Source organism: Streptomyces sp. NPDC020422 (genome assembly GCF_044386705.1).
Lineage (GTDB): Bacteria > Actinomycetota > Actinomycetes > Streptomycetales > Streptomycetaceae > Streptomyces.
The window spans coordinates 23,419-43,925 of the sequence record NZ_JBIRVJ010000010.1 but is presented as its reverse complement, the minus strand read 5'-3'; the positions used below and the strand labels follow the sequence as shown (position 1 = coordinate 43,925).

The window sequence follows — 20,507 nt, the reverse complement described above, 5'->3', positions numbered from 1 at the left end:
AAAACCCTCAGATCCCCACCGTGAAACCGCTGGACCAGCCCTGCATGTCGGCGACCATGCTGTCCCACACTCCTGTGAGGAGCAGCAGACCGGTGACGATCATCATCGCGCCGCCGATCCGCATCACCCAGGTGTAGTGCTTCTTGACCCAGCCGAACGCGCCGAGGGCCTTGCGGAAGGCGACGGCGGTGAGGATGAAGGGCAGCCCGAGGCCGAGGCAGTACGCGACGGTCAGCAGCGCCCCGCGGCCGGCGCTGGCCTGGTCGGCGGCGAGCGCGGTGACGGAGGCGAGGGTCGGGCCGATGCAGGGCGTCCAGCCGATGCCGAAGAGGGCGCCGAGCAGCGGCGCGCCGACGAGGCCGGTGACGGGCTTCTTGTGGAAGCGGAACTCGCGCTGGGTGAACCAGGGCATCAGGCCGACGAAGAAGACGCCCATGAGGATCATGAGGACGCCGAGGACGTTGGTGAGCGTCCCTCGGTACTCCTGGAGCGTGGAGCCGAAGAAGCCGAAGAGCGCGCCGCCGGAGACGAAGACGGCCGAGAAGCCGAGCACGAAGAGGCCGGCTCCGGCCGCCATCCGGCCGCGGCGGGCCTCGGCGAGGTCGGTGCCGGTGACGCCGGTGACGTAGCTCAGGTAGCCCGGTACGAGCGGCAGCACGCACGGGGAGAAGAAGGAGACCAGGCCGCCGAGCACGGCGATGGGCAGGGCCAGCAGAAGGGCTCCGCTGAAGACCGTCTCGTTCACGTCGTCCCTCTCACTTCTCCGCGATCAACGGTTCGATCATGGAGCGGAGCTTGGCCTCGTCGAGTGCCATCAGCGAACGCGCGGCGACCTTGCCGTCCTTGTCGAGGACCACGGTGGACGGGATGGCCTGCGGGTTGAGGGTGCCCTTGGGGAAGCCGTTGACGATGAGCTTGCCGGCCGGGTCGTAGAGGCTGGGGTAGGGCACCCCGTAGTCGGCCTCGAAGGCGAGCGCCGGCTGCTTGTTGGGGTCGCGGGTGTTGATGCCGACGAACTCGACGCCCTTGGCCTTCAGGTCCTCGGCCACCTTGGCGAAGTGCGGCGCCTCGGCGCGGCAGGGCGGGCACCACGAGCCCCAGACGTTGAGGACGACGACCTTGCCCTTGAGGCCGGCGACGTCGAGCTGCTTGCCTTCGAGGGTCTCGCCCGCGATCGTCGCGATGGGCTTGCGCTCGCCCTTGGCGACGGTGGAGATCCCGCCCGTGTTGGTCACGAAGCCGGTGTCGCCACCGCCGCCGGACTTGCCGTTGCCGTCCGAGCTGCAGGCCGAGAGAGCAAGGGCGATCGTCACGGTTCCGACCGCGAGCAGGGTGCGTCGCGAGGCGCGGCTAAGACTCATGTGAAAAGTTTCGCATGGGCGTTTCGCGGATCTTGGGCACCCCCCTACGTGCCCAAGATGCCCCTTGTCAAGATCGCCTAAGCCGGCCGGAGGAACGCGTTCCAGCCGCCCGCCGGCTGCTGGCCGACCTCGAGGGTGCGGAGCTTGGCGAGGATCTTCGGGTCCTGGACGTCCAGCCAGTCGCAGAACTGCCGGAAGGAGACGAGCCGGACGTCCTTCTTGCCGGCCATGCCCTTGAGGGCCTCCTCGACGGCGTCCATGTAGATGCCGCCGTTCCACTGCTCGAAGTGGTTGCCGATGTAGAAGGGGGCGCGGTTCGACTCGTACGCGCGGTTGAAGCCGGCCAGGTAGGCCTCGGTGGCCTGCTTGCGCCAGCCCGGGTAGCGCGAGGGCATGCCCTTGGTCGAGTTCTTCGACTGGTTGGCGAGCATGTTGTAGTCCATCGACAGGACCTCGAAGGAGTGCCCGGGGAAGGGCACCGCCTGCAGGGGCAGGTCCCACAGTCCGCCGCGCTTGACCGGCCACATCTGGCGGCCGCCCGGGGAGCTGGCGTCGTAGCGCCAGCCGAGCCGCTTGGCGGTGGGCAGCAGGTTGTCCTGGCCGAGCAGGCAGGGGGTGCGGCCGCCGACGAGCTCCTTGGTGTAGTCGAAGGGCAGCGGGTCGAGGTCGGTCCAGCCGGTGTTGGTCTTCCACTTCGTGACGAAGCCGACCGCCTGGTCGATCTCGCTCTGCCACTGGGCGGGCGTCCAGTTGGCGACCGAGCCGGAGCCCCCGCAGAAGTGCCCGTTGAAGTGGGTGCCGATCTCGTGGCCTTCGAGCCAGGCCTGGCGGACGTACTTCAGGGTCTGCTTGACGTGGTCGTCGGTGAGGTAGCCGATGTCGGAGGCGCCCACGCGGTTGTTCGGCGGGCGGTAGAGCTGGGCCTTCGACTCGGGCAGCAGATAGAGCCCGGAGAGGAAGAAGGTCATCGCCGCGTCGTGGTTCTTGGCCAGTTCGAGGAAGCGCGGGAAGAGACCGTTGCCGACCTCGCCGGCACCGTCCCAGGAGAAGATCACGAACTGCGGCGGGGTCTGGCCGGGTTCGAGCGGCACGGGGGCGTCGGGCTGGTTCGGCTGCTTTCCGGTGTCGGCGGTGGAACCGTCGCCGATGAGCTTGCCGTCGTCCTTGGTGGGCGTGGGGGTGACGTCCCCGCCGCCGGTCGTGTCCCCGCCCTTACCGGGCCCGGAACGCCCAGGCTTGTCCTGATTTCCGCTGGTGCACGCGGCCAACCCCAGTGCAGCGGCGGCACCAACCCCCGCCCCGAGCAGACTCCTTCGATTGATCCCGCGCATGCCGACCCCATTCACACTGACGCATATGACCTCAAGGTCATCCAAACCGACAATGAGTGAGATGCAGGGATGAACACGGAGGTTCCGGAAATCCGAACAAATATTTAGGGGCGACCCGGCGGCGGAATCGCCACCCGGTCGCCCCGAACGATAGAGCGAAAACGCTACGCGCCGAAGGCCTTGGCCTTACCCTTCACAGGCTTCGCACCCGCGCGCAGGTGCACCGGCACCAGATCGAGGGCCGGCTCGCTGTACCCCACCGACACGATCCGGTCGCCCTGGTACGTGAACGAGGTCAGCGAGGCCAGCGTGCACTGCCGGCGCCGCGGGTCGTGCCACAGCCGGCGCTTCTCCACGAAGCTGCGCACGATCCAGATCGGGAGCTGGTGGCTCACGCACACCGCCTCGTGCCCGCGCGCCGCGTCCTTCGCCGCGTCGAGCGCGCCCATCATCCGCACGACCTGCTCGATGTAGGGCTCGCCCCACGACGGCTGGAACGGGTTCGTCAGGTGCTTCCAGTTGCCCGGCTTGCGCAGCGCGCCGTCGCCCACGCCGAAGGTCTTGCCCTCGAAGACGTTCGCCGCCTCGATCAGGCGCTCGTCGCTGGCCAGGTCGAGACCGTGGGTCTTGGCGATCGGCGCGGCCGTCTCCTGGGCCCGCTCCAGCGGGGAGGCCACCACGTACGTGATGTCCCGGCCCGCCAGGTGCTCGGCGACCCGGTCGGCCATCTGCCGGCCCAGCTCGGAGAGGTGGTAGCCGGCGCGGCGGCCGTACAGCACGCCGTCCGGGTTGTGGACCTCGCCGTGCCGCATCAGGTGGACGACGGTGATGTCCTGGTCGCCCTTCGGGCGGCTCGTCGCGTCGCTCATGCCGTGGCCTCCGCGGCGGCGCGGGCGGCGGCCGGCAGGGCGGCGGCGATCCGCTCGACCGCGCGCTCGTCGTGCGCGGCCGACACGAACCAGGACTCGAACGCCGACGGCGGCAGGTAGACCCCGTCCGCGAGCATCGAGTGGAAGAAGGCGTTGAAGCGGAAGGCCTCCTGCTTCTTCGCCTCCTCGTAGGTGCGCACCTCGGTGGAGGTGAAGAAGACCGAGAACATGTTGGACGCGGTCTGCAGCCGGTGCGCCACGCCCTCCTTGGCGAGCGCGTCGGTGACCAGGCCCTGGATCTCGGCGGAGACCGCGTTCACCTTCTCGTACGCGGCGTCGTCGAGCAGCCTCAGCTGCGCGAGACCGGCGGCGGTCGCGACCGGATTGCCCGACAGGGTGCCCGCCTGGTAGACCGGGCCGGCCGGGGCGAGGTGGCCCATGACGTCCGCACGGCCGCCGAAGGCCGCGGCGGGGAAGCCGCCGCCCATGACCTTGCCGAAGGTCATCAGGTCCGGCTTCACGCCGTCGACGCCGTACCAGCCGGCCTTCGAGGTGCGGAAACCGGTCATGACCTCGTCGGAGATGAACAGCGCGCCGTTCTTCTCGCAGGCGTCCTTCAGGCCCTGGTTGAAGCCCGGCAGCGGCGGGACGACGCCCATGTTGCCCGGGGAGGCCTCGGTGATCACACAGGCGATCTCGCCCGGGTAGCGGTGGAACGCCTCGTGCACCGCCTCCAGGTCGTTGTACGGCAGCACGATGGTGTCCCCGGCCTGCGCGCCGGTCACCCCGGGCGTGTCGGGCAGACCGAAGGTGGCGACGCCGGAGCCGGCCGCGGCGAGCAGCGCGTCCACGTGCCCGTGGTAGCAGCCGGCGAACTTGACGACCTTGGCGCGGCCGGTGAACCCGCGGGCCAGGCGGATGGCCGACATCGTGGCCTCCGTGCCGCTGGAGACCAGCCGGACCTGCTCCACCGGCTCGACCCGCGCGACGATCTCCTCCGCCAGCGCGACCTCGCCCTCGCCCGGCGTGCCGAACGAGGTGCCACGGGCCACCGCGGCCTGCACGGCCGCCGTCACCTCGGGGTGCGCGTGGCCGAGGATCATCGGTCCCCACGAGCAGACGAGGTCGACGTACTCACGCCCGTCGGCATCGGTGAGGTACGGACCGGTACCGGACACCATGAACCGGGGCGTACCGCCCACGGCACGGAAGGCGCGCACCGGTGAGTTCACGCCGCCGGGCGTCACAAGGGACGCGCGGTCGAAAAGCGTCTGTGAGACTGGGGCTTCGTATGAATACGGCACTGGGATCCTGACCTGCGAGTACGGAGGGATGGTGTGGGCACCCCCTGAATTACGCCGGGGCGTCTGTCCTCCGCGTCTGCGAAACTGGGGCGTCATAGGGATGGCTCACGGAATCCATGGTGTCAGAGGCCACGGCGTTCTTGCGGACAGGTGTTTCACCGTACGAACGTGGGGGAGGTCATTGTCACGATGATCGGGTCGCGCCGCGGAGACGCGCGGCCTGGAACAGCAGTCGGGTGGAGATATGCATCGCGGTGGCGGACCGGGCGAGGGGACTGACGACCTGGGTCCCGAGCCTGTCCGGCGGGGGAGGCACCGGCGCCGGCGGGCCGAGGAGCCCAGGGCGAACGAACCCAGAACGGGGGAGGCGGCCGAGCCGGGGGTCGGCGAGCCCAAGGCCGGGGAAGCACGGGGAGGCGGCTTGGGGGTGACGTACAAGTACTTCGGCGCGCCCGACGGCGCGACGGCGGCCCGTGTCCCCATCTCGATGCGCCCCGAGGAGCTCGGCGGCGACGAGCTCGGCATGGGCGGCATGTTCACCAAGATCAAGCCGGAGACCATAGCCGCGATGGTGCTCACCGGCATCCAGGGCATGCCCCTGCACAAGGTGCCCCCGCTGGAACTGGTCGTCCTGCACCCCGACTACGCCGTGGTGAAGCTGCCCATGACCGTGGTCGACCCGCTGCGCGGCATCGGCGAGGAGTCCGTCGGCGCCGCCGCCTTCATCTGGTCCACCGTCCCCGACCGCGGCGGCCCGCGCGACGCCTTCAACGTCTACCAGCTGCTCCACGAGTGGCAGGACTTCTCGGTCCGTCTGCACGAGGCCGGCCACCAGCCGTACTGCCTGGTCTGGCCCTAGCGCTTTCGGCCCCCGGCGGCCTTCGCCCGCTCGGCGGCCAGCTCCCGGGCCGAGGCGAGCCGGTAGGGCACGTCGATGACGACGACGTTCCGCATGAACAGCAGCCGCGCCTTCAGCCGCAGCGCGCTCTGGTTGTGCAGCGGCTGCTCCCACCAGCGGCCGACGACGTACTCGGGGATGACGACGGAGACCACCGAGTCCACGGTGCGCTCGGGCGCGTCGCGGATGTGCCGCAGCAGGGGCTGGACGATCGAGCGGTAGGGCGAGTCGAGCACCCGCAGCGGTACGTCGATGCCGTGCGCCTGCCAGGCGGCGCGCAGGGCCTCCGCCTGGGCCGGGGCCTCGGCGACGGTGACCGCGGTCAGCGAGGCCGGCTTCAGGGTCTTCGCGTACGACAGGGCCCGCAGGCTCGGCGCGTTGACCGAGGAGACCAGGACCAGGACGTGGTTGGCCGCGAGCGGGCGCGGCCGGGCGTCGGGGGCGACGGCCACCTCCGCGGCGACGGCGTCGTAGTGCCGGCGCACCCCCTTCATCCCGGCGAAGAGCAGCGGCATCGCGATGACGACGATCCAGGCGCCGTGCGTGAACTTGGTGATCAGGACGATGACGAGGACCACGGCCGTCAGACAGGCCCCGAACGCGTTGATCGCCAGGCGCCGCAGGATGTGCCCGCGCTCGGCGGCGCCGGCCGGTGTGGCGAGTTCTCGCCGCCAGTGCCTGACCATGCCCGCCTGGGACAGGGTGAAGGAGACGAAGACGCCCAGGATGTAGAGCTGGATGAGCCGGGTGAGGTTGGCGTCGAAGGCGACGATCAGGGCGACGGCGGCGAGGGCCAGGAGGATGACGCCGTTGGAGTAGACGAGCCGGTCGCCGCGGTGGACGAGCTGGTGCGGCACGAAGTGGTCGCGCCCCAGGACGGAGGCGAGCATCGGGAAGCCGTTGAAGGCGGTGTTGGCCGCCAGGATCAGGACGCCCGCGGTGACGGCCTGGAGGGCGTAGAAGAGCACGTGCCAGTCGCCGAAGGTGGCGCGGCCGATCTGGGCGAGCGCGGTCGAGGTCGCCGTGCCGGGCGGCAGCCCCAGCTCGGTCGGGTCCTCGGCGACGTGCACGTCGTAGACCATGGCCAGCACGGTGATCCCGAAGAACATGGTGACGGAGAGCCCGCCCATGACCGCCAGGGTCATGGCCGCGTTGCGGCTCTTGGGCTTCTCGAAGGCCGGCACGCCGTTGCTGATCGCCTCGACGCCGGTCAGCGCCGTGCAGCCGGAGGCGAAGGCCCGCAGCCCGAGCAGCACGAGCGCGATGCCCGAGTAGGTGGAGACCGCCTCGACGGGCAGGTCGGCCGACTCGGCCCTGATCGTGGCGCCGCTCGCCATCCGCACGGCCGCGACCGCGAACATCAGATAGATCACGGCGATGAACGCGTACGTCGGCAGGGCGAACCAGCGGCCCGACTCGCGCACCCCGCGCAGGTTGAGCCAGGCGAGCACGGCCACGAAGAGCACCGAGAGGGCGGTCGCGTGGCCGTCGAGGGCGGGCACGGCGGAGGTGATCGCGGCGACCCCGGAGACGACGGAGACGGCCACGGTCATCACGTAGTCGATGAGCAGCGCGCTGGCCGCGGTCAGGGCCGCGGTGGTGCCCAGGTTCTCGGCGGAGACCACGTAGGCCCCGCCGCCGCCCGGGTAGGCGTAGCAGGTCTGCCGGTAGGAGGCGACGACGACGAGCAGCAGGACGACGATGCCGACCGCCGCGTACCAGGCCAGATGGAGCACGGCCAGGCCGCCGAGGGCGAGGATCAGCAGGATCTCCTCCGTGGCGTACGCGACGGAGGAGAGGGGGTCGCTGCAGAAGATCGGCAGGGCGAGTCGTTTGGGCAGCAGGGTCTCGCCGAGCCGTGCGCTGTCCAACGGACGTCCGACCAGCAGGCGTTTCGCCACGCTTCCAGCTCTCATAAGTGCTGAAGTTAGGACGAATCGGATGTAATGCGCGGAAGCCGCGCCCGCCGGAGCCCCCGTACGAGGGCCCACACCAGGAAGGACTCCACGCCGTGAGCACAGCGCGCACCGCCCCCCGCACGACCGCCGACCCCCTGCAGATCGGCGAGGTCGCGGCCCGGACGGAACTGCCCCTGCGCACCATCCGCCAGTACGAGGACAGCGGCCTCGTCGTCCCCTCCGCCGCCTCCGAGGGCGGCTTCCCCCTCTACACGGACGCCGACGTGGCCCGCCTGATGGTGATCCGCCGGATGAAGCCGCTCGGCTTCACCCTCGACGAGACCCGCGACCTGCTCACCGCCGTCGACCGGCTCGCCGCCGACGCCCCGGACACCCCCGGCGAACTCGACCCGGCCACCCGCGCCGCCCTCGTCGCCCGCGTCCGCACCTACGAACGGGCCGCGACCGAACGCGTCGCCGAACTCCACGCCCAGCTGACCAGGGCGGAGGAGTTCGCCGCCTCGCTGCGGGCACGGCTGCCGTAGCCGTCGCCGGCCGGGGGTGCCCGGAGAACGGCGCCGCCCGCCCGCGGGCCGGACGGGACTTTCCGGACCCGGCTAGGGCTCCCGGTCCTCCAGGGCCGCCGCCAGGTCCTGGAGGAAACGGGCGCAGGCCGCCGGGCTCGGCGGGGTCTCCGGGTTCCACGGGGCGAGCCGGGCGCCCTGCGGGACCACGTGCGGCGGCACCGCGTTCGCCCGGCTGTCGAACAGCACCAGATCGGGCGCGAGACCGACCGCGTACTCCCAGTCGGCCGTCAGCCAGTTCGCCCCCGGCCCCGGCCCCGGGTCGACGAACCGCACCCCCAGCTCCGCGAGCCGCGCCAGCTCCGGCCAGGCCCCGGGCCTGGCCAGGTGCACCTGCTCGGGCCCGGCCCCCGACAGCGCCAGCACCGCCACGTCCGCCCGGCCCGCCGCCGCCCGCACCGCCGCCTCCGCGTCGGCCACCCGGCCCGAGGCCCCGGCCGCGGCGCCCAGCGCGACGCCCAGCTCCCCGAAGCGGGCCACGATCGCCGGCAGCGGGAGGTCACCGCCCACCGACAGCGCCGCCAACGGCACCCCGAGCCCCTCGACGAGCGCCTCGTCCACCGCGTACGGGCTCTTGCCGTCGTACGTGACGTCCACCACCAGGTCCACGCCGCCCAGCGCCCGCAGCCGCTCCGCGTCCAGGGCCCGCCCCGGCCCCAGGTACGGCACGCCCGCCGCCATCAGACCGCCCGCCTTGACCGGGTCGAGCAGCTCGCCGTCGTGCCCGGAGCCGTACACCGCGACCGGCCGCACCCCCAGGTCCAGCAGGGCCGCCCCCGCCCGCACGTACGCCACCACCCGCTCCGGCCTGCGCCCCGCCGCCAGGGCCGCGCCCCGGTCGTCCGTGAAACCCCACGCGCCCGTGCCCGTCGCGTCCGCCATGCGACTGCTCCCTCCCGGCCGGAAATCTCCCTTCCCGCCACCTTGAAGCGGTTCCACGGCCCGCACAAGAGGGCCTCGGGGCGGCGGGACGGCCGGGACTTTGGTCCCGGACCCCCCTGCCGAAAGACCCCCAGGGTGGTGTTAACTGAACGGGTCGGGAGGAAGCAGCAGGAATCGCGCTCGTCATCGCGTTTTGGAGTCAGCCATGACCTTGCCCGGCCAGTTCTCGGACCCCCGTGTGATCACCCTCTTCGGCCTGCTGGCGCTGTCCGCCGCGGTGTGGGTCGCCCTCGGCCTGCGCGCCCGCGCCCGCCGCGACCGGGCGCACGCCCCGCTGGAGCGGATCTGGCACCCGCAGGAGACGGTCGCCCTCACCGCCGACGAGGAGCAGGCCTTCGGCCAGGTCGTCTCCCGCCTCTCCCTCACCTCGGCGGGCCGGCTGCGCTGAGCGCGGCACTGTCGGCGGCGTGCCCTAGGGTCCGGGCCCATGGACGACAACGGCGGGACCGGCGGCGACGGCAGGGCGCACGACGACGGCACGGTACGGCTCGAACCCTGGTCGGACGGGGACCTCTGGCTCCTGCGGGCCATGAACGCACCGGAACTGATGGAGCATCTGGGCGGCCCGGAGAGCGAGGAACAGCTCGTGGCCCGGCAGCGGCGCTACGAGCGGCTGGGCGCGGACCCGGCCCGGCCCGGGTGCATGTTCCGGATCGTGCTGCTGCCGGAGGAGGTCACGGCGGGCGCGATCGGCTTCTGGGAGCACACGGAGGACGGCAGCGCACCGGTCTACGAGACGGGCTGGACCGTGCTGCCCGGCTTCCAGGGCCGGGGCGTGGCGACGGCGGCGACGCGCGCGGTCGTGGAACGGGCCCGGGCCGAGGGCCGCTTCCCCCATCTGCACGCCTACCCGTCCACGGACAACGCCCCGTCGAACGCGGTCTGCCGCAAGGCCGGCTTCACGCTCCTCGCGGAGCGCGGGTTCGAGTACCCGCCGGGCCGGCCCATGCGGTGCAACGACTGGCGGTTCGACCTCACTCGCCCAGGGTCTTGAGCATCCTCGTGAAGTGGAAGGCCACGATGTCGAAGCGCTCGCGCAGATAGAAGCGGTGGGCTCCGGTGCGCTGGGTGCCGGAGTCCAGGTTGAGCTCGAAGCAGTCGGCCTCGCGGGCATGCCCTTCGAGGTGCTCGACGAGCGCGTGCCCGACCCCGGTGGAGCGGCTCGCGCCCCGCGTCACCAGGTCGTCCACGTACAGCTTCCGCACGGAGCTGGTGTTGTGGACGATCCGCCACCCGGCCACCCCGACGCACGCCCCGTCGTCCGCGTAGGCCGCGCTGAACCGCAGGCCCTGCGCGTGCCCGCGCTCGTACACGTCCCGGAAGAGCTCGGGCGTCAGGTGCGGGCGCAGCTCCCTCAGGACCGGCAGCAGGTCGGACTCCAGGCGCGGGTCACCGGGCTCCACATCGATGATCTTCATGGCGGGACCGTACCCCGGGTCCGGCCCGGTCCGACAGGAATTCCCTGGCCGGGCGGCGGGCCCGGTGCCATCCTGTCCCCGTGAACGGACCGGAGATCCAGATCAGCTTCGCCCCCGCCCTGCACCTCTTCGTCTCGGCCGAACGCCGCGCGGGACACACCGCGGTGGCGACCGACGGCGCGTCCTCGCTCGGGCACGTCGTCGAGTCGCTGGGCGTGCCGCTGACCGAGGCGGGCCGGCTGCTCGTGGACGGACGCCCGGTGGCCCCCTCGCACGTGCCCGCGGCCGGCGAGACCGTCGACGTCGAGGGCGTCGAGCGCCCCCAGTCCGTCCCCGGCGCCCCGCTGCGGTTCCTGCTCGACGTCCACCTCGGCACGCTCGCCCGGCGGCTGCGCCTGCTGGGCGTCGACGCGGCGTACGAGAGCGAGGACATCGGCGACCCGGCGCTGGCCGCGCGGTCCGCGAAGGAGCGGCGCGTGATGCTCTCGCGCGACCGCGGACTGCTGCGCCGCCGGGAGCTGTGGGCCGGCGCGTACGTCTACAGCGACCAGCCCGACGCCCAGCTCCGCGACGTCCTCGGCCGGTTCGCGCCGGAGCTCGCGCCCTGGACCCGCTGCACCGCCTGCAACGGGCAGCTGACGGAGGCCGACAAGGAGGCGGTGCGCGACCGTCTGGAGCGGGGCACGGAGCACACGTACGACGTCTTCGCGCAGTGCACCGAGTGCGGCAGGGTCTACTGGCGGGGCGCCCACCACGCCCGCCTGGAGACGATCGTCAGCGAGGCGCTGCGGGAGTTCGGCGGGGCAGCGGCACACTGAGGGCCCGGGAGGCGGGGCTCCGGCCGACGGGGCTCCGGCCGACGGGGCTCCGGCCGGCGCCTCCTGTCGGGGGCGTCTACGACGCCTCGAACTCCCCGGACCGCAGCCGCTCGATCTGCGCGGTGCTCAGCTCGACCGTCCGCCGCATGTAGCCGGTGAGCAGTTCGATCTCCGCGTCGGTGTAGTCCTCGAAGAGGCTGCCCCAGGTCCCGTTGAGCCGCCGCCAGAAGGCGCCGAGCTCGGCCATCCGCTCGGGCACCGGCGCCACCATGACCCGCCGCCGGTCCTCCGCGTCCCGCTCCCGCCGTACGTATCCGGCGCGCTCCAGGCGGTCCACGAGCCGGGTGGCGGAGCCGGTGGTGAGCCCGGTGAGCTCGGCGACGCGCCCGATGGTGACCGGGTCCCGTTCCAGGCCGAGCAGGTTGAGGCACTGCACGTCCGTCGGATGCAGCCCCAGGTGGTCGGCGACGGCCTGGTTGAACAGGGCGTAGGCGGCCATGTAGCGGCGGGCCTCCCCCTGGAGCCCGGTCATCAGCTCGTCGCGGCGCGCGGTGTTCTTCTGCGGCATGCAGAGAGTGTACGAAACAGGTACGGACGCCTACCCGGACTCGCTACGGGCGCTCCGCCGTCAGATAGCGCTGGACGGTCGGCCCGAGCCAGGCGGCGACCTCCTCGCGGGACATCTCCGCCGCGGGCGGCAGTCGCAGCACGTAGCGGGTGAGCGCCATGCCGAGGATCTGGGAGGCCACGAGCGCGGCCCGGCGCGGCGCCTCGGCGGGGTCCGGGCAGACACCGCGCGTGATCGGCCCGAGCTGCTCGGCGAAGATCTCCCGCATCCGCTGGGTCCCGGCGGGGTTGGTGACGCCGACCCGCAGCAGACCGGTCAGGACGTCGTCGCGCTCCCAGCGGTCGAGGAAGTGCGCGACGAGCGCCGCACCGATGTCCTCGGCGGGCAGCGAGCCGAGTTCGCGGAGCTCCAGCTCGAAGTCCGAGGCCGCGGCGAACAGCCCCTCCTTGTTGCCGTAGTACCGCATGACCATCGACGGGTCGATGCCGGCGTCCCGGGCGATGGCGCGGATGGTGGCGCGCTCGTAGCCCTCGCTGGCGAAGCGCTCGCGGGCGGCTTCGAGGATCGCGGCGCGGGTGGCGTCGGAGCGGCGTGCGGTCGTCATGCCAACGACTGTAGGCCAACAGGCGTTGACACACCATTCCGGCCGGGCCTACCTTTGCCAACAAGCGTTGACCAACACGCGTTGGCCAACAACCGTTGATGTGTGAGCGCACCCCTCCCGGAGGCAGCGATGACCACCCAGGGCACGACGGACACGAAGACCACGACACCCCACACCGATACCGGCACCGACGTCCTCGTCGTCGGCGCCGGGCCCACCGGCCTCCTCCTCGCCGGCGACCTCGCCGCCGCCGGTCTGCGGGTCACCCTCGTCGAGCGCCGGCCGCCCGGCATCAGCAACCTCACCCGCGCCTTCAGCGTCCACGCCCGCACCCTGGAACAGCTCGACGCCCGCGGCCTCGCCGACGAACTGCTCGCCACCGGCACCCCCGTCGCCGACATGCGCCTCTTCGGCCGCGTCTCCCTCAGCCTCGACCGGCTGCCCACCCGCTTCCCGTTCCTCCTCCTCACCCCGCAGTACGAGGTGGAACGACTCCTGGAACGCCGGGCGCTGTCCACAGGTGTGGACATCCGGTACGGAACGGAGCTGCACGGTCTGCACCAGGACGCCGACTCCGTCACCGCCGAACTCACCACCGCCGCACTCGGCACGGCCGCGCTCCCCACCACCGAAGTCCCCACCGGCGACGCCCCCACCACCCCGACGACCACCCTCCGCGCCCGCTACCTCGTCGGCACCGACGGCGTCCGCAGCTCCGTGCGCACCGCGCTCGGCCTGCCCTTCCCCGGCCACTCGGTGATCCGCTCCATGGTCCTGGCCGACGTCCGCCTCACCGACGAACCGGGCACCCTGCTCAACGTCACCGCGGCCGACGACGCCTTCGCCTTCGTCGCCCCGTTCGGCGACGGCTGGTACCGGGTGATGGGCTGGGACCGCACCCACCAGGCCGACGACACCGACCCGGTCGACCTCGACGAGGTGCGGGAGATCACCCGCCGGGCCCTCGGCAGCGACCTCGGCATGCACGACGCCCGCTGGGTCTCCCGCTTCCACAGCGACGAACGCCAGGCCCCCGCCTACCGCGTGGGCCGCGTCTTCCTCGCCGGAGACGCCGCCCACGTCCACTCCCCCGCCGGCGGCCAGGGCATGAACACCGGCCTCCAGGACGCCGCCAACCTCTCCTGGAAACTCGCCGCCGTCCTGCGCGGCGAGGCCCACGACCCCGAAGCCCTCCTCGACAGCTACCAGGCCGAACGCCACCCCGTCGGCGCCATGGTGCTGCGCAGCAGCGGCACCCTCGTCCGCCTCGCCATGGCCCGCACCCCGCTCCAGCGCACCGCCCGCGCCCTCGCCACCCGACTGCTCGGCACCGCCCGCCCCCTCGCGGCCCGGGCCATCGGCCTGATCAGCGGCATCGGCATCACCTACGGCTCCGGGACCCGGCGCGCCCCGGACCTGGCCCTGCGCGAGGGACGGCTGTACGAGGTACTGCGCAAGGGCCGGTTCGTCCTGATCGCCCCCGAGGGCACGACCCCGACCCCGCCGCCGAACACCACCCCGGTCGCACCCGAACACCTCGTCCGGGCCACCTGGGCGGACCCGGCCGACCGCACCACACTCCTGGTCCGCCCCGACGGCTACACGACGCCGCTCACACGCTGACCGGCCTCAGAACACGTACGGATCACCGGTGGCCAGCACCAGCACACGATGCCGGTCGTTACGGGAGTTCCGGTCCGCGACGCCGTCCCGCCAGACCGTGCGGATGTCCACGGTCAGCTCCTCCGGACGCCCGGCGGTCCGCAGATCCAGGGCCAGCTCGCCGACCGCCCCGGCCGCCCGCAGCTCACCGGTCCGGCAGGACACCACCCGGTCGCTGCTCCACAGACAGGCCGGCGGCAGCTCCTGGCCGCCGGCCATGGGCACCGAGAAGGCGAGCCGCACGGTCGCCTGGGAGACGTCCGACGGGCCGTGGTTCTCGCTCACCAGCCACACCCCGAGCCGCCCGTCCCAGAGGGACACATGCCCGTGATGGGCCAGATCCGCCTCCGCCACGGGCCCCACGGCATGGGCACCCGCACCCGAACCGGCCACCAGGACGGCGGCGAGGGCCGCCCCGAGCAGAGCCTTACGCATCGCACTCATGCCCAGAAGATACCTACATATACCCATACTTTCTGACTACCCATCAGCCGCGTGTCCCGCGGCGCCCGCCCACCCCTCCCCGGATGACACCCTCAGCCCATGCTCATCGCCCGCTCCGCCGCCCTGTTCCTCCTCGCCGCCCTCTTCGAGATCGGCGGCGCCTGGCTCGTCTGGCAAGGCGTACGCGAACACCGCGGCTGGATCTGGATCGGCGCCGGAGTCATCGCCCTCGGCGTCTACGGCTTCGTCGCCACCCTCCAGCCCGACGCCGAGTTCGGCCGCATCCTCGCCGCCTACGGCGGGGTCTTCGTCGCCGGCTCCCTCGCCTGGGGCATGGTCGCCGACGGCTACCGCCCCGACCGCTGGGACGTCGTCGGCGCACTCGTCTGCCTCGCCGGCATGGCCGTGATCATGTACGCCCCCCGCGGCCGCTGACCACCGCCCGCCTATCCTGACCGGGCGACCGAGACCGCAACCGACCACACGCGCGAGGAGCACGTCATGACTGCCGCCGGTACCCCCATCGCCGTCGTCACCGGAGCGAGCAGCGGAATCGGCGCGGCCACCGCCCGACAGCTCGCCGCCGCCGGCTACCGCGTGGTCCTCACCGCCCGCCGCAAGGACCGCATCGAAGCCCTCGCCGCCGAGATCAACGAGGCCGGCCACCAGGCCACCGCCTACGCCCTCGACGTCACCGACCGCGCCGCCGTCGACGAGTTCGCCACCGCCTTCCGCACCCTCGCCGTCCTGGTCAACAACGCCGGCGGCGCACTCGGCGCCGACCCCGTCGCCACCGGCGACCCCGAGGACTGGCGCCGCATGTACGAGGTCAACGTCCTCGGCACCCTGCACATGACCCAGGCCCTGCTCCCCGCCCTCACCGCGAGCGGCGACGGCACCGTGGTCGTCCTCTCCTCCACCGCCGGCCACGGCACCTACGAAGGCGGCGCCGGCTACGTCGCCGCCAAGAACGGCGCCCGCGTCCTCGCCGAGACCCTCCGCCTGGAGATCGTCGGCACCCCCGTCCGCGTCATCGAGATCGCCCCCGGCATGGTCAAGACCGAGGAGTTCGCCACCACCCGCTTCGGCGGCGACACCGAGAAGGCCGCCAAGGTCTACGCGGGCGTGGCCGAACCCCTCACCGCCGACGACGTCGCCGACACCATCACCTGGGCCTGCACCCGCCCCCCGCACGTCAACATCGACCTCCTGGTCGTCCGCCCCCGAGCCCAGGCCTCCAACACGAAGGTCCACCGGGAGCTCTGACACCAGCTGAGGGCGTCCCACCGGGACGCCCTCAGCCCTCGGCCCTGCCCGGCTCAGCCCTTCACGCAGATGACCTGCTTCAGCTTCGCGACCACCTCGACCAGATCCCGCTGCTGTTCCATGACCTGCTCGATCGGCTTGTAGGCACCCGGGATCTCGTCCACGACGCCGGAGTCCTTGCGGCACTCCACGCCCCGCGTCTGCTCCTCCAGGTCCCGGGTCGAGAAGCGCCGCTTGGCCGCGCTCCGGCTCATCCGGCGGCCCGCTCCGTGCGAGGCGGAGTTGAACGAGGCCGCGTTGCCCAGGCCCTTCACGATGTACGAACCGGTGCCCATCGAACCCGGGATGATCCCGAACTCCCCGGAGCCGGCCCGGATCGCACCCTTGCGGGTCACGAGCATGTCCATGCCCTCGTACCGCTCCTCCGCCACGTAGTTGTGGTGGCAGGAGATCACCGGCTCGAAGGTCACCTTCGCCTTGCGGAACTCCCGGCGCACGACCTCCTGGAAGAGCGCCATCATGATGGCGCGGTTGTACTTGGCGTACTCCTGCGCCCAGAACAGGTCGTTCCGGTAGGCCGCCATCTGCGGGGTGTCCGCGACGAACACCGCGAGGTCGCGGTCGACGAGCCCCTGGTTGTGGGCCAGCTTCTGCGCCTCGCCGATGTGGTACTCGGCGAGCTCCTTGCCGATGTTGCGGGACCCGGAGTGCAGCATGAGCCATACCGAACCGGACGTATCGACACAGAGCTCAGTAAAGTGATTTCCCGACCCGAGCGTGCCCATTTGCTTCTCCGCCCGCTCCCGGCGGAACTTCACCGCGTCCGCGACCGTGTCGAACCGCGACCACAGCTCCCCGAACCCCTTCGTCGGGAACTGGAACAGCCGCCCCGGGTCCACCATCTCCCGGTGCAACCCCCGCCCCACCGGGATCGCCTGCTCGATCTTCGACCGCAGGCGCGACAGGTCGCCCGGCAGGTCGTTCGCCGTCAGCGACGTCTTGACGGCCGACATGCCGCAGCCGATGTCCACGCCGACCGCCGCCGGGCACACCGCGCCCTGCATCGCGATCACCGAGCCGACCGTCGCGCCCTTGCCGTAATGCACGTCCGGCATGACCGCCAGGCCCTTGATCCACGGCAGGGTCGCGGTGTTCTGGAGCTGGCGCATGGCGCCCTCGTCGACCGTGGCCGGGTCGGTCCACAGGCGGATGGGGACCTTTGCTCCCGATACCTCTACGTACGACATAACCCCTCGATTCCCCCATAAAGTCTGATAGCGCAAAAACCGGAGCACAAGCCCGTACAGGTGACTACGGACCGGCATCAACAGCGGCGCGTGCGATAGACATTGTGTTCATCGCCCCATAGGGAGCGACAAACGGTTTTCGGGGGATGCCTCCGGGAGAAGGGAGCCTGGGATCGTGCAGCGAAAGGCGTACGCACCCGGCCGGACCAGGCCCGCGGTGCTCACCGCGGCCGCTCTCGCCCTCGGTCTCGGCTTCGGCCTGAGCGGCTGTTCCTCCGGTACGACGACCGACGTCGGCGCCGTCGACGCCAAGGCCGGGCCCGCCGCCCCCGCCGCGCCCCCCGGCCGCTACCGCACCCTCTTCGAGCCGTGCGGCGCCGTCCCGCAGGCCACCCTGAAGGACCTGCTGCCGGGCGCGGCCACGCTGCCCGACGCCGAGCGCGACCGGGCGTACCGCGGGACCGCGGCCGTCACGTTCGACACGGACCGCCGGGTGGGGTGCAGCTGGAAGGCGGACGCGCCCGATGCCGCGCACCGGCTGACGCTCGACATCGAGCGGGTCGTGTCGTACGACCCGGCGGTGAGCGACGACGACCGGGCGCAGGAGGTGTACGCGGCGAAGCAGACGGCGGCGGGGATTCCGGTGGCGCCGAAGTCGCCCGACGCGCCGCCGAGCCCGGACGCGAGCGCGAGCGCGACCGCCTCCGGGACCGCGTCCGGTGGTCATGCGCCGGCGCAGGCCGCGACGGCGCTGGCGTCGACGGTGCGGCCGACGGGCGGTTCGCCGTCGGGGCCGGCGGCTCCGACCGTCTCGCCCACGACGGGTCTCGAGCCGCGTGCCCTGGACGGTCTGGGTGAGGTGGCGTATCTGGACGACGCGCTCACGACGACCGGTCCGGCGGGTGTGAAGCGGCTCGTGAGCGTGGTGTTCCGCACATCGAACGTCATCGTGACGGTCCAGTACGAGGAGCAGGCGACGGCCTCGTCGGATGCTCCGGACAGCGGGGAACTGCAGGAAAAGGCCCGGAATCTGGCTCGGCTGCTCGCGGAGCGGCTGGAGGAGTAGTGGTCCGGTCCCGCTCCGTGAGCGGGGTGGGACCACGTAACGTGTCGGCGTACCCCGGCCGCCGGCCGCCCGGTCCGTGTGTGGCGCGGGCCTGTACGACAAGCGACTGAAGGAACCATGCAGCGATCCGTCTCGCGACTCTCCCGCATACTCGCCTGTGCCGCCGTCCCGGTGATGCTCGTCGCCGTCGGCTGTTCTTCCGGCTCGGACTCCGGTGACAAGGGGTCGGGCTCCTCGGAGCAGGCCTCGGCTTCGGCTTCGGCGAGTGTGAAGCCCACGCCGACGAAGACGGTGGAGCCCGCGAGGTTCGCGAAGCTGCCGGACGTGTGCAAGGCGGTGTCGGCGAAGACGACGGCGAGTCTGGTGCCGAAGGCGAAGGCGAAGAACGGTACGGCGGCGGCGTCGAGCGATGTGACGAGCCGGGGCGGGTGTTCCTGGAACGGTCTTCAGGACAAGGGCGTGGACGGTTCGCAGTACCGCTGGCTCGATGTGTCCTTCTACCGTTACGAGTCGGACGCGACGCTCGGCAGTGGGCAGGAGCGGGCCGCGGAGAACTACGCCAAGGAGCTGGCGAAGGTCCAGGGCACGCAGGGTGCCAAGAAGCTGAAGACGATGACCGCGGGTGGCATCGGCGACGAGGCGAACACGGTGACGTACCAGCTCCGGAAGACGGACGAGGACTTCACGTACGCGTCGGTGGTGGCGCGTACGGGCAATGTGCTGGTGCTGCTGTCGTACAACGGTGCCGGGTACGCGGGTGCGGACGGTCCGTCGAGCAAGACGATCACCGATGGTGCGCTGAAGGCGGCCAAGGAGGCGGTCGCCGCGGTCTCGGCGGCCAACAAGTAGGGGTTTGCGTTCGTTTGCGACGGGTCCGTCCCTCCCCCGGGGGTCGGGCCCGTCGTGCGTGTGCCACGCTGTGCCCGCGAGTTGTCGTTTGACGGGAGGGGATCGCGGGTGGCCGCGATGCAGCTGACACGGACGCACCGAATACTCATCGGCATGGTGGTCGCCGGTGCGGTGATCATCGCGGGGATCGGTTTCGCCGGCTCGTACGCCGCCGTGCGCGAGCTCGCGATCGACAAGGGCTTCGGCACCTTCTCGTATTTCTTCCCCATCGGCATCGACGCGGGCATCTGTGTGCTGCTGGCGCTCGATCTGCTGCTGACGTGGATCCGTATCCCGTTCCCGTTGCTGCGCCAGACGGCGTGGTTGCTGACGGCGGCGACGATCGCGTTCAACGGTGCGGCGGCGTGGCCTGATCCGCTGGGTGTGGGCATGCACGCGGTGATTCCGGTGCTGTTCGTCGTGGCGGTGGAGGCGGCCCGGCATGCGGTCGGGCGGATCGCGGACATCACGGCCGACAAGCACATGGAGGGCGTGCGGCTGACGCGTTGGCTGCTGTCGCCGGTGCCGACGTTCCGGTTGTGGCGGCGGATGAAGCTGTGGGAGCTGCGGTCGTACGAGCAGGTGATCAAGCTGGAGCAGGACCGGTTGATCTACCAGGCGCGTCTGCAGGCTCGTTTCGGGCGGGCGTGGCGGCGGAAGGCGCCGGTGGAGGCGCTGATGCCGTTGCGTCTGGCGAAGTACGGCGTGCCGTTGGCGGAGACGGCGGCGGCGGGGCTGGCGGCGGCGGGCGTGGAGCCGGTGCTGCTGCCGGCGGGGCCGCAGCCGGCGCCGCAGCCGGCGGAGCTGGTGCAGGCGCAGGCGCAGGCCCCGGAGCTGGTGCAGGCGCAGGCGCAGGCGCAGGTGCCGGTGCAGTCGGGGGTTCCGGTGCGGCCGGAGGCGCCGGCGGAGGTTCCGGTGCCGGTGAACCACGAGAGTCCGTGGTTCGACGCTCCGCAGGTCTCGCCCGAGGCGTACGAGGGCACGTACAACCCGCAGATCGTGGAGGGGCTGGAGCCCACTCCGGTGCCGATTCCGCAGGGTCCGGAGGATGTGCCTCCGCCGGGTCCCGAGGGCTTCGAGGAGTACCAGGAGTTCGTGGACGAGGAGCCTTCGGGGGACGAGTTCGCGGAGTCGGCGTACAAGGCGATGTGGGACTTCCTGGAGGAGAACCAGGAGTTCCCGACGTCGGAGCAGCTCGACATCAGGCTGAGCGACATGTACGGGATCACGCATCCGCGGAGTGCGTCGATCCTGCGGGAGCTGACGCCGCAGTTGCGGCACCGGATCGAGCAGGAGTGGGCGGAGACCCACACGCCGTAGCCGGTACGTACGAAGGCCG

23 protein-coding genes are annotated in these 20,507 nt (G+C 71.7%); 11 read left to right on the top strand and 12 right to left on the bottom strand.

Going from position 1 to position 20,507, the window contains the following annotated elements; translation table 11 throughout:
- Nucleotides 1–7: 7 nt before the first annotated feature.
- The 5 genes from ACH414_RS26465 to hemL form a co-directional block, all read right to left on the bottom strand.
- Nucleotides 8–745, bottom strand: a complete 738-nt coding sequence (locus tag ACH414_RS26465) for a cytochrome c biogenesis CcdA family protein (RefSeq protein WP_382541540.1) — start codon at nt 743–745, stop codon at nt 8–10.
- A 10-nt stretch (nt 746–755) separates the two neighbouring features.
- On the bottom strand, nt 756–1,361 hold the full coding sequence (locus ACH414_RS26460; RefSeq protein WP_391769814.1) for a TlpA family protein disulfide reductase: 606 nt from the start codon (nt 1,359–1,361) through the stop codon (nt 756–758).
- A 77-nt stretch (nt 1,362–1,438) separates the two neighbouring features.
- Nucleotides 1,439–2,692: a hypothetical protein gene (locus ACH414_RS26455; protein ID WP_382541534.1), complete on the bottom strand. Its 1,254-nt coding sequence runs from the start codon at nt 2,690–2,692 to the stop codon at nt 1,439–1,441.
- Nucleotides 2,693–2,856: 164 nt separating this feature from the next.
- Nucleotides 2,857–3,561 (bottom strand): histidine phosphatase family protein, encoded by a 705-nt coding sequence (locus tag ACH414_RS26450; RefSeq protein WP_382541531.1) that lies wholly within the window; start codon nt 3,559–3,561, stop codon nt 2,857–2,859.
- Nucleotides 3,558–4,865 (bottom strand): glutamate-1-semialdehyde 2,1-aminomutase, encoded by a 1,308-nt coding sequence (gene hemL / locus ACH414_RS26445; RefSeq protein ID WP_382541528.1) that lies wholly within the window; start codon nt 4,863–4,865, stop codon nt 3,558–3,560. Before hemL ends, ACH414_RS26450 begins: the two co-directional genes overlap by 4 nt.
- Before the next feature lie 244 nt (nt 4,866–5,109).
- Here hemL and ACH414_RS26440 point away from each other — a divergent pair, with 244 nt between their 5' ends.
- Complete coding sequence (locus ACH414_RS26440; RefSeq protein ID WP_382541526.1) at nt 5,110–5,724, top strand: hypothetical protein; 615 nt, start codon at nt 5,110–5,112, stop codon at nt 5,722–5,724.
- Here ACH414_RS26440 and ACH414_RS26435 read toward each other — a convergent pair.
- On the bottom strand, nt 5,721–7,679 hold the full coding sequence (locus ACH414_RS26435; RefSeq protein WP_382541523.1) for an APC family permease: 1,959 nt from the start codon (nt 7,677–7,679) through the stop codon (nt 5,721–5,723). The genes ACH414_RS26440 and ACH414_RS26435 overlap by 4 nt on opposite strands.
- A gap of 95 nt (nt 7,680–7,774) precedes the next feature.
- On the opposite strand from ACH414_RS26435, the gene ACH414_RS26430 reads away from it, so the two are divergent.
- On the top strand, nt 7,775–8,206 hold the full coding sequence (locus tag ACH414_RS26430) for a MerR family transcriptional regulator (protein WP_382541521.1): 432 nt from the start codon (nt 7,775–7,777) through the stop codon (nt 8,204–8,206).
- Nucleotides 8,207–8,278: 72 nt separating this feature from the next.
- On the opposite strand, the gene ACH414_RS26425 is transcribed toward ACH414_RS26430, so the two are convergent.
- On the bottom strand, nt 8,279–9,127 hold the full coding sequence (locus ACH414_RS26425; RefSeq protein WP_398943591.1) for an ABC transporter substrate-binding protein: 849 nt from the start codon (nt 9,125–9,127) through the stop codon (nt 8,279–8,281).
- Nucleotides 9,128–9,332: 205 nt separating this feature from the next.
- On the opposite strand from ACH414_RS26425, the gene ACH414_RS26420 reads away from it, so the two are divergent.
- Nucleotides 9,333–9,575 (top strand): hypothetical protein, encoded by a 243-nt coding sequence (locus tag ACH414_RS26420; RefSeq protein WP_382541515.1) that lies wholly within the window; start codon nt 9,333–9,335, stop codon nt 9,573–9,575.
- Nucleotides 9,576–9,614: 39 nt separating this feature from the next.
- On the top strand, nt 9,615–10,181 hold the full coding sequence (locus ACH414_RS26415; RefSeq protein WP_382541513.1) for a GNAT family N-acetyltransferase: 567 nt from the start codon (nt 9,615–9,617) through the stop codon (nt 10,179–10,181).
- On the opposite strand, the gene ACH414_RS26410 is transcribed toward ACH414_RS26415, so the two are convergent.
- Nucleotides 10,162–10,605 (bottom strand): GNAT family N-acetyltransferase, encoded by a 444-nt coding sequence (locus tag ACH414_RS26410; protein WP_386566075.1) that lies wholly within the window; start codon nt 10,603–10,605, stop codon nt 10,162–10,164. The two genes, ACH414_RS26415 and ACH414_RS26410, sit on opposite strands and share 20 nt — an antisense overlap.
- A gap of 80 nt (nt 10,606–10,685) precedes the next feature.
- Here ACH414_RS26410 and ACH414_RS26405 point away from each other — a divergent pair, with 80 nt between their 5' ends.
- Nucleotides 10,686–11,423 (top strand): Mut7-C RNAse domain-containing protein, encoded by a 738-nt coding sequence (locus ACH414_RS26405; RefSeq protein ID WP_382541507.1) that lies wholly within the window; start codon nt 10,686–10,688, stop codon nt 11,421–11,423.
- Nucleotides 11,424–11,499: 76 nt separating this feature from the next.
- Here the strand turns inward: ACH414_RS26405 and ACH414_RS26400 are convergent, their stop codons facing one another.
- Both ACH414_RS26400 and ACH414_RS26395 read right to left on the bottom strand, forming a co-directional pair.
- Nucleotides 11,500–11,991 carry a MarR family winged helix-turn-helix transcriptional regulator gene (locus ACH414_RS26400; protein ID WP_391769811.1) on the bottom strand — a complete coding sequence of 164 codons (492 nt, stop codon included), beginning with the start codon at nt 11,989–11,991 and terminating at the stop codon, nt 11,500–11,502.
- 43 nt (nt 11,992–12,034) lie between these two features.
- Entirely contained in the window at nt 12,035–12,595 is a 561-nt protein-coding gene (locus tag ACH414_RS26395) for a TetR family transcriptional regulator (RefSeq protein WP_382541501.1), read from the bottom strand.
- 129 nt (nt 12,596–12,724) lie between these two features.
- On the opposite strand from ACH414_RS26395, the gene ACH414_RS26390 reads away from it, so the two are divergent.
- Nucleotides 12,725–14,218, top strand: coding sequence for an FAD-dependent monooxygenase (locus ACH414_RS26390; RefSeq protein WP_398943784.1), 1,494 nt, complete (start codon nt 12,725–12,727; stop codon nt 14,216–14,218).
- A gap of 6 nt (nt 14,219–14,224) precedes the next feature.
- Here the strand turns inward: ACH414_RS26390 and ACH414_RS26385 are convergent, their stop codons facing one another.
- Nucleotides 14,225–14,701: a hypothetical protein gene (locus ACH414_RS26385; RefSeq protein ID WP_382541498.1), complete on the bottom strand. Its 477-nt coding sequence runs from the start codon at nt 14,699–14,701 to the stop codon at nt 14,225–14,227.
- Nucleotides 14,702–14,800: 99 nt separating this feature from the next.
- On the opposite strand from ACH414_RS26385, the gene ACH414_RS26380 reads away from it, so the two are divergent.
- Both ACH414_RS26380 and ACH414_RS26375 read left to right on the top strand, forming a co-directional pair.
- Nucleotides 14,801–15,136, top strand: coding sequence for a YnfA family protein (locus ACH414_RS26380; protein ID WP_382541495.1), 336 nt, complete (start codon nt 14,801–14,803; stop codon nt 15,134–15,136).
- Between the two features lie 66 nt (nt 15,137–15,202).
- Nucleotides 15,203–15,967: an SDR family NAD(P)-dependent oxidoreductase gene (locus ACH414_RS26375; RefSeq protein WP_382541493.1), complete on the top strand. Its 765-nt coding sequence runs from the start codon at nt 15,203–15,205 to the stop codon at nt 15,965–15,967.
- 53 nt (nt 15,968–16,020) lie between these two features.
- Here ACH414_RS26375 and ACH414_RS26370 read toward each other — a convergent pair whose 3' ends face one another.
- A complete protein-coding gene (locus tag ACH414_RS26370) occupies nt 16,021–17,214 on the bottom strand; it encodes an RtcB family protein (protein ID WP_382541490.1) in 1,194 nt (397 codons plus the stop codon).
- Nucleotides 17,215–17,389: 175 nt separating this feature from the next.
- Here ACH414_RS26370 and ACH414_RS26365 point away from each other — a divergent pair, with 175 nt between their 5' ends.
- The 3 genes from ACH414_RS26365 (at nt 17,390) to ACH414_RS26355 (ending at nt 20,488) form a co-directional block, all read left to right on the top strand.
- Nucleotides 17,390–18,280 carry a DUF3558 domain-containing protein gene (locus ACH414_RS26365; RefSeq protein WP_391769808.1) on the top strand — a complete coding sequence of 297 codons (891 nt, stop codon included), beginning with the start codon at nt 17,390–17,392 and terminating at the stop codon, nt 18,278–18,280.
- Between the two features lie 117 nt (nt 18,281–18,397).
- Nucleotides 18,398–19,129, top strand: coding sequence for a DUF3558 domain-containing protein (locus ACH414_RS26360; RefSeq protein ID WP_382541484.1), 732 nt, complete (start codon nt 18,398–18,400; stop codon nt 19,127–19,129).
- Between the two features lie 108 nt (nt 19,130–19,237).
- Nucleotides 19,238–20,488 (top strand): DUF2637 domain-containing protein, encoded by a 1,251-nt coding sequence (locus ACH414_RS26355; RefSeq protein ID WP_398943586.1) that lies wholly within the window; start codon nt 19,238–19,240, stop codon nt 20,486–20,488.
- The last annotated feature ends 19 nt before the right edge of the window (nt 20,489–20,507 follow it).

What these genes read in the sequence shown, in the direction of transcription:
- ACH414_RS26360 (WP_382541484.1), top strand. Translation starts at nt 18,398, where the DNA reads ATGCAGCGATCCGTCTCGCGACTCTCCCGCATACTCGCCTGTGCCGCC.
- ACH414_RS26375 (WP_382541493.1), top strand. Translation starts at nt 15,203, where the DNA reads ATGACTGCCGCCGGTACCCCCATCGCCGTCGTCACCGGAGCGAGCAGC.
- ACH414_RS26455 (WP_382541534.1), bottom strand. Translation starts at nt 2,692, where the DNA reads ATGCGCGGGATCAATCGAAGGAGTCTGCTCGGGGCGGGGGTTGGTGCC.
- ACH414_RS26435 (WP_382541523.1), bottom strand. Translation starts at nt 7,679, where the DNA reads ATGAGAGCTGGAAGCGTGGCGAAACGCCTGCTGGTCGGACGTCCGTTG.
- ACH414_RS26385 (WP_382541498.1), bottom strand. Translation starts at nt 14,701, where the DNA reads ATGAGTGCGATGCGTAAGGCTCTGCTCGGGGCGGCCCTCGCCGCCGTC.
- ACH414_RS26395 (WP_382541501.1), bottom strand. Translation starts at nt 12,595, where the DNA reads ATGACGACCGCACGCCGCTCCGACGCCACCCGCGCCGCGATCCTCGAA.
- ACH414_RS26390 (WP_398943784.1), top strand. Translation starts at nt 12,725, where the DNA reads ATGACCACCCAGGGCACGACGGACACGAAGACCACGACACCCCACACC.
- ACH414_RS26410 (WP_386566075.1), bottom strand. Translation starts at nt 10,605, where the DNA reads ATGAAGATCATCGATGTGGAGCCCGGTGACCCGCGCCTGGAGTCCGAC.
- ACH414_RS26415 (WP_382541513.1), top strand. Translation starts at nt 9,615, where the DNA reads ATGGACGACAACGGCGGGACCGGCGGCGACGGCAGGGCGCACGACGAC.
- ACH414_RS26400 (WP_391769811.1), bottom strand. Translation starts at nt 11,991, where the DNA reads ATGCCGCAGAAGAACACCGCGCGCCGCGACGAGCTGATGACCGGGCTC.
- ACH414_RS26425 (WP_398943591.1), bottom strand. Translation starts at nt 9,127, where the DNA reads ATGGCGGACGCGACGGGCACGGGCGCGTGGGGTTTCACGGACGACCGG.
- ACH414_RS26370 (WP_382541490.1), bottom strand. Translation starts at nt 17,214, where the DNA reads ATGTCGTACGTAGAGGTATCGGGAGCAAAGGTCCCCATCCGCCTGTGG.
- ACH414_RS26420 (WP_382541515.1), top strand. Translation starts at nt 9,333, where the DNA reads ATGACCTTGCCCGGCCAGTTCTCGGACCCCCGTGTGATCACCCTCTTC.
- ACH414_RS26440 (WP_382541526.1), top strand. Translation starts at nt 5,110, where the DNA reads ATGCATCGCGGTGGCGGACCGGGCGAGGGGACTGACGACCTGGGTCCC.
- ACH414_RS26450 (WP_382541531.1), bottom strand. Translation starts at nt 3,561, where the DNA reads ATGAGCGACGCGACGAGCCGCCCGAAGGGCGACCAGGACATCACCGTC.
- ACH414_RS26380 (WP_382541495.1), top strand. Translation starts at nt 14,801, where the DNA reads ATGCTCATCGCCCGCTCCGCCGCCCTGTTCCTCCTCGCCGCCCTCTTC.
- ACH414_RS26460 (WP_391769814.1), bottom strand. Translation starts at nt 1,361, where the DNA reads ATGAGTCTTAGCCGCGCCTCGCGACGCACCCTGCTCGCGGTCGGAACC.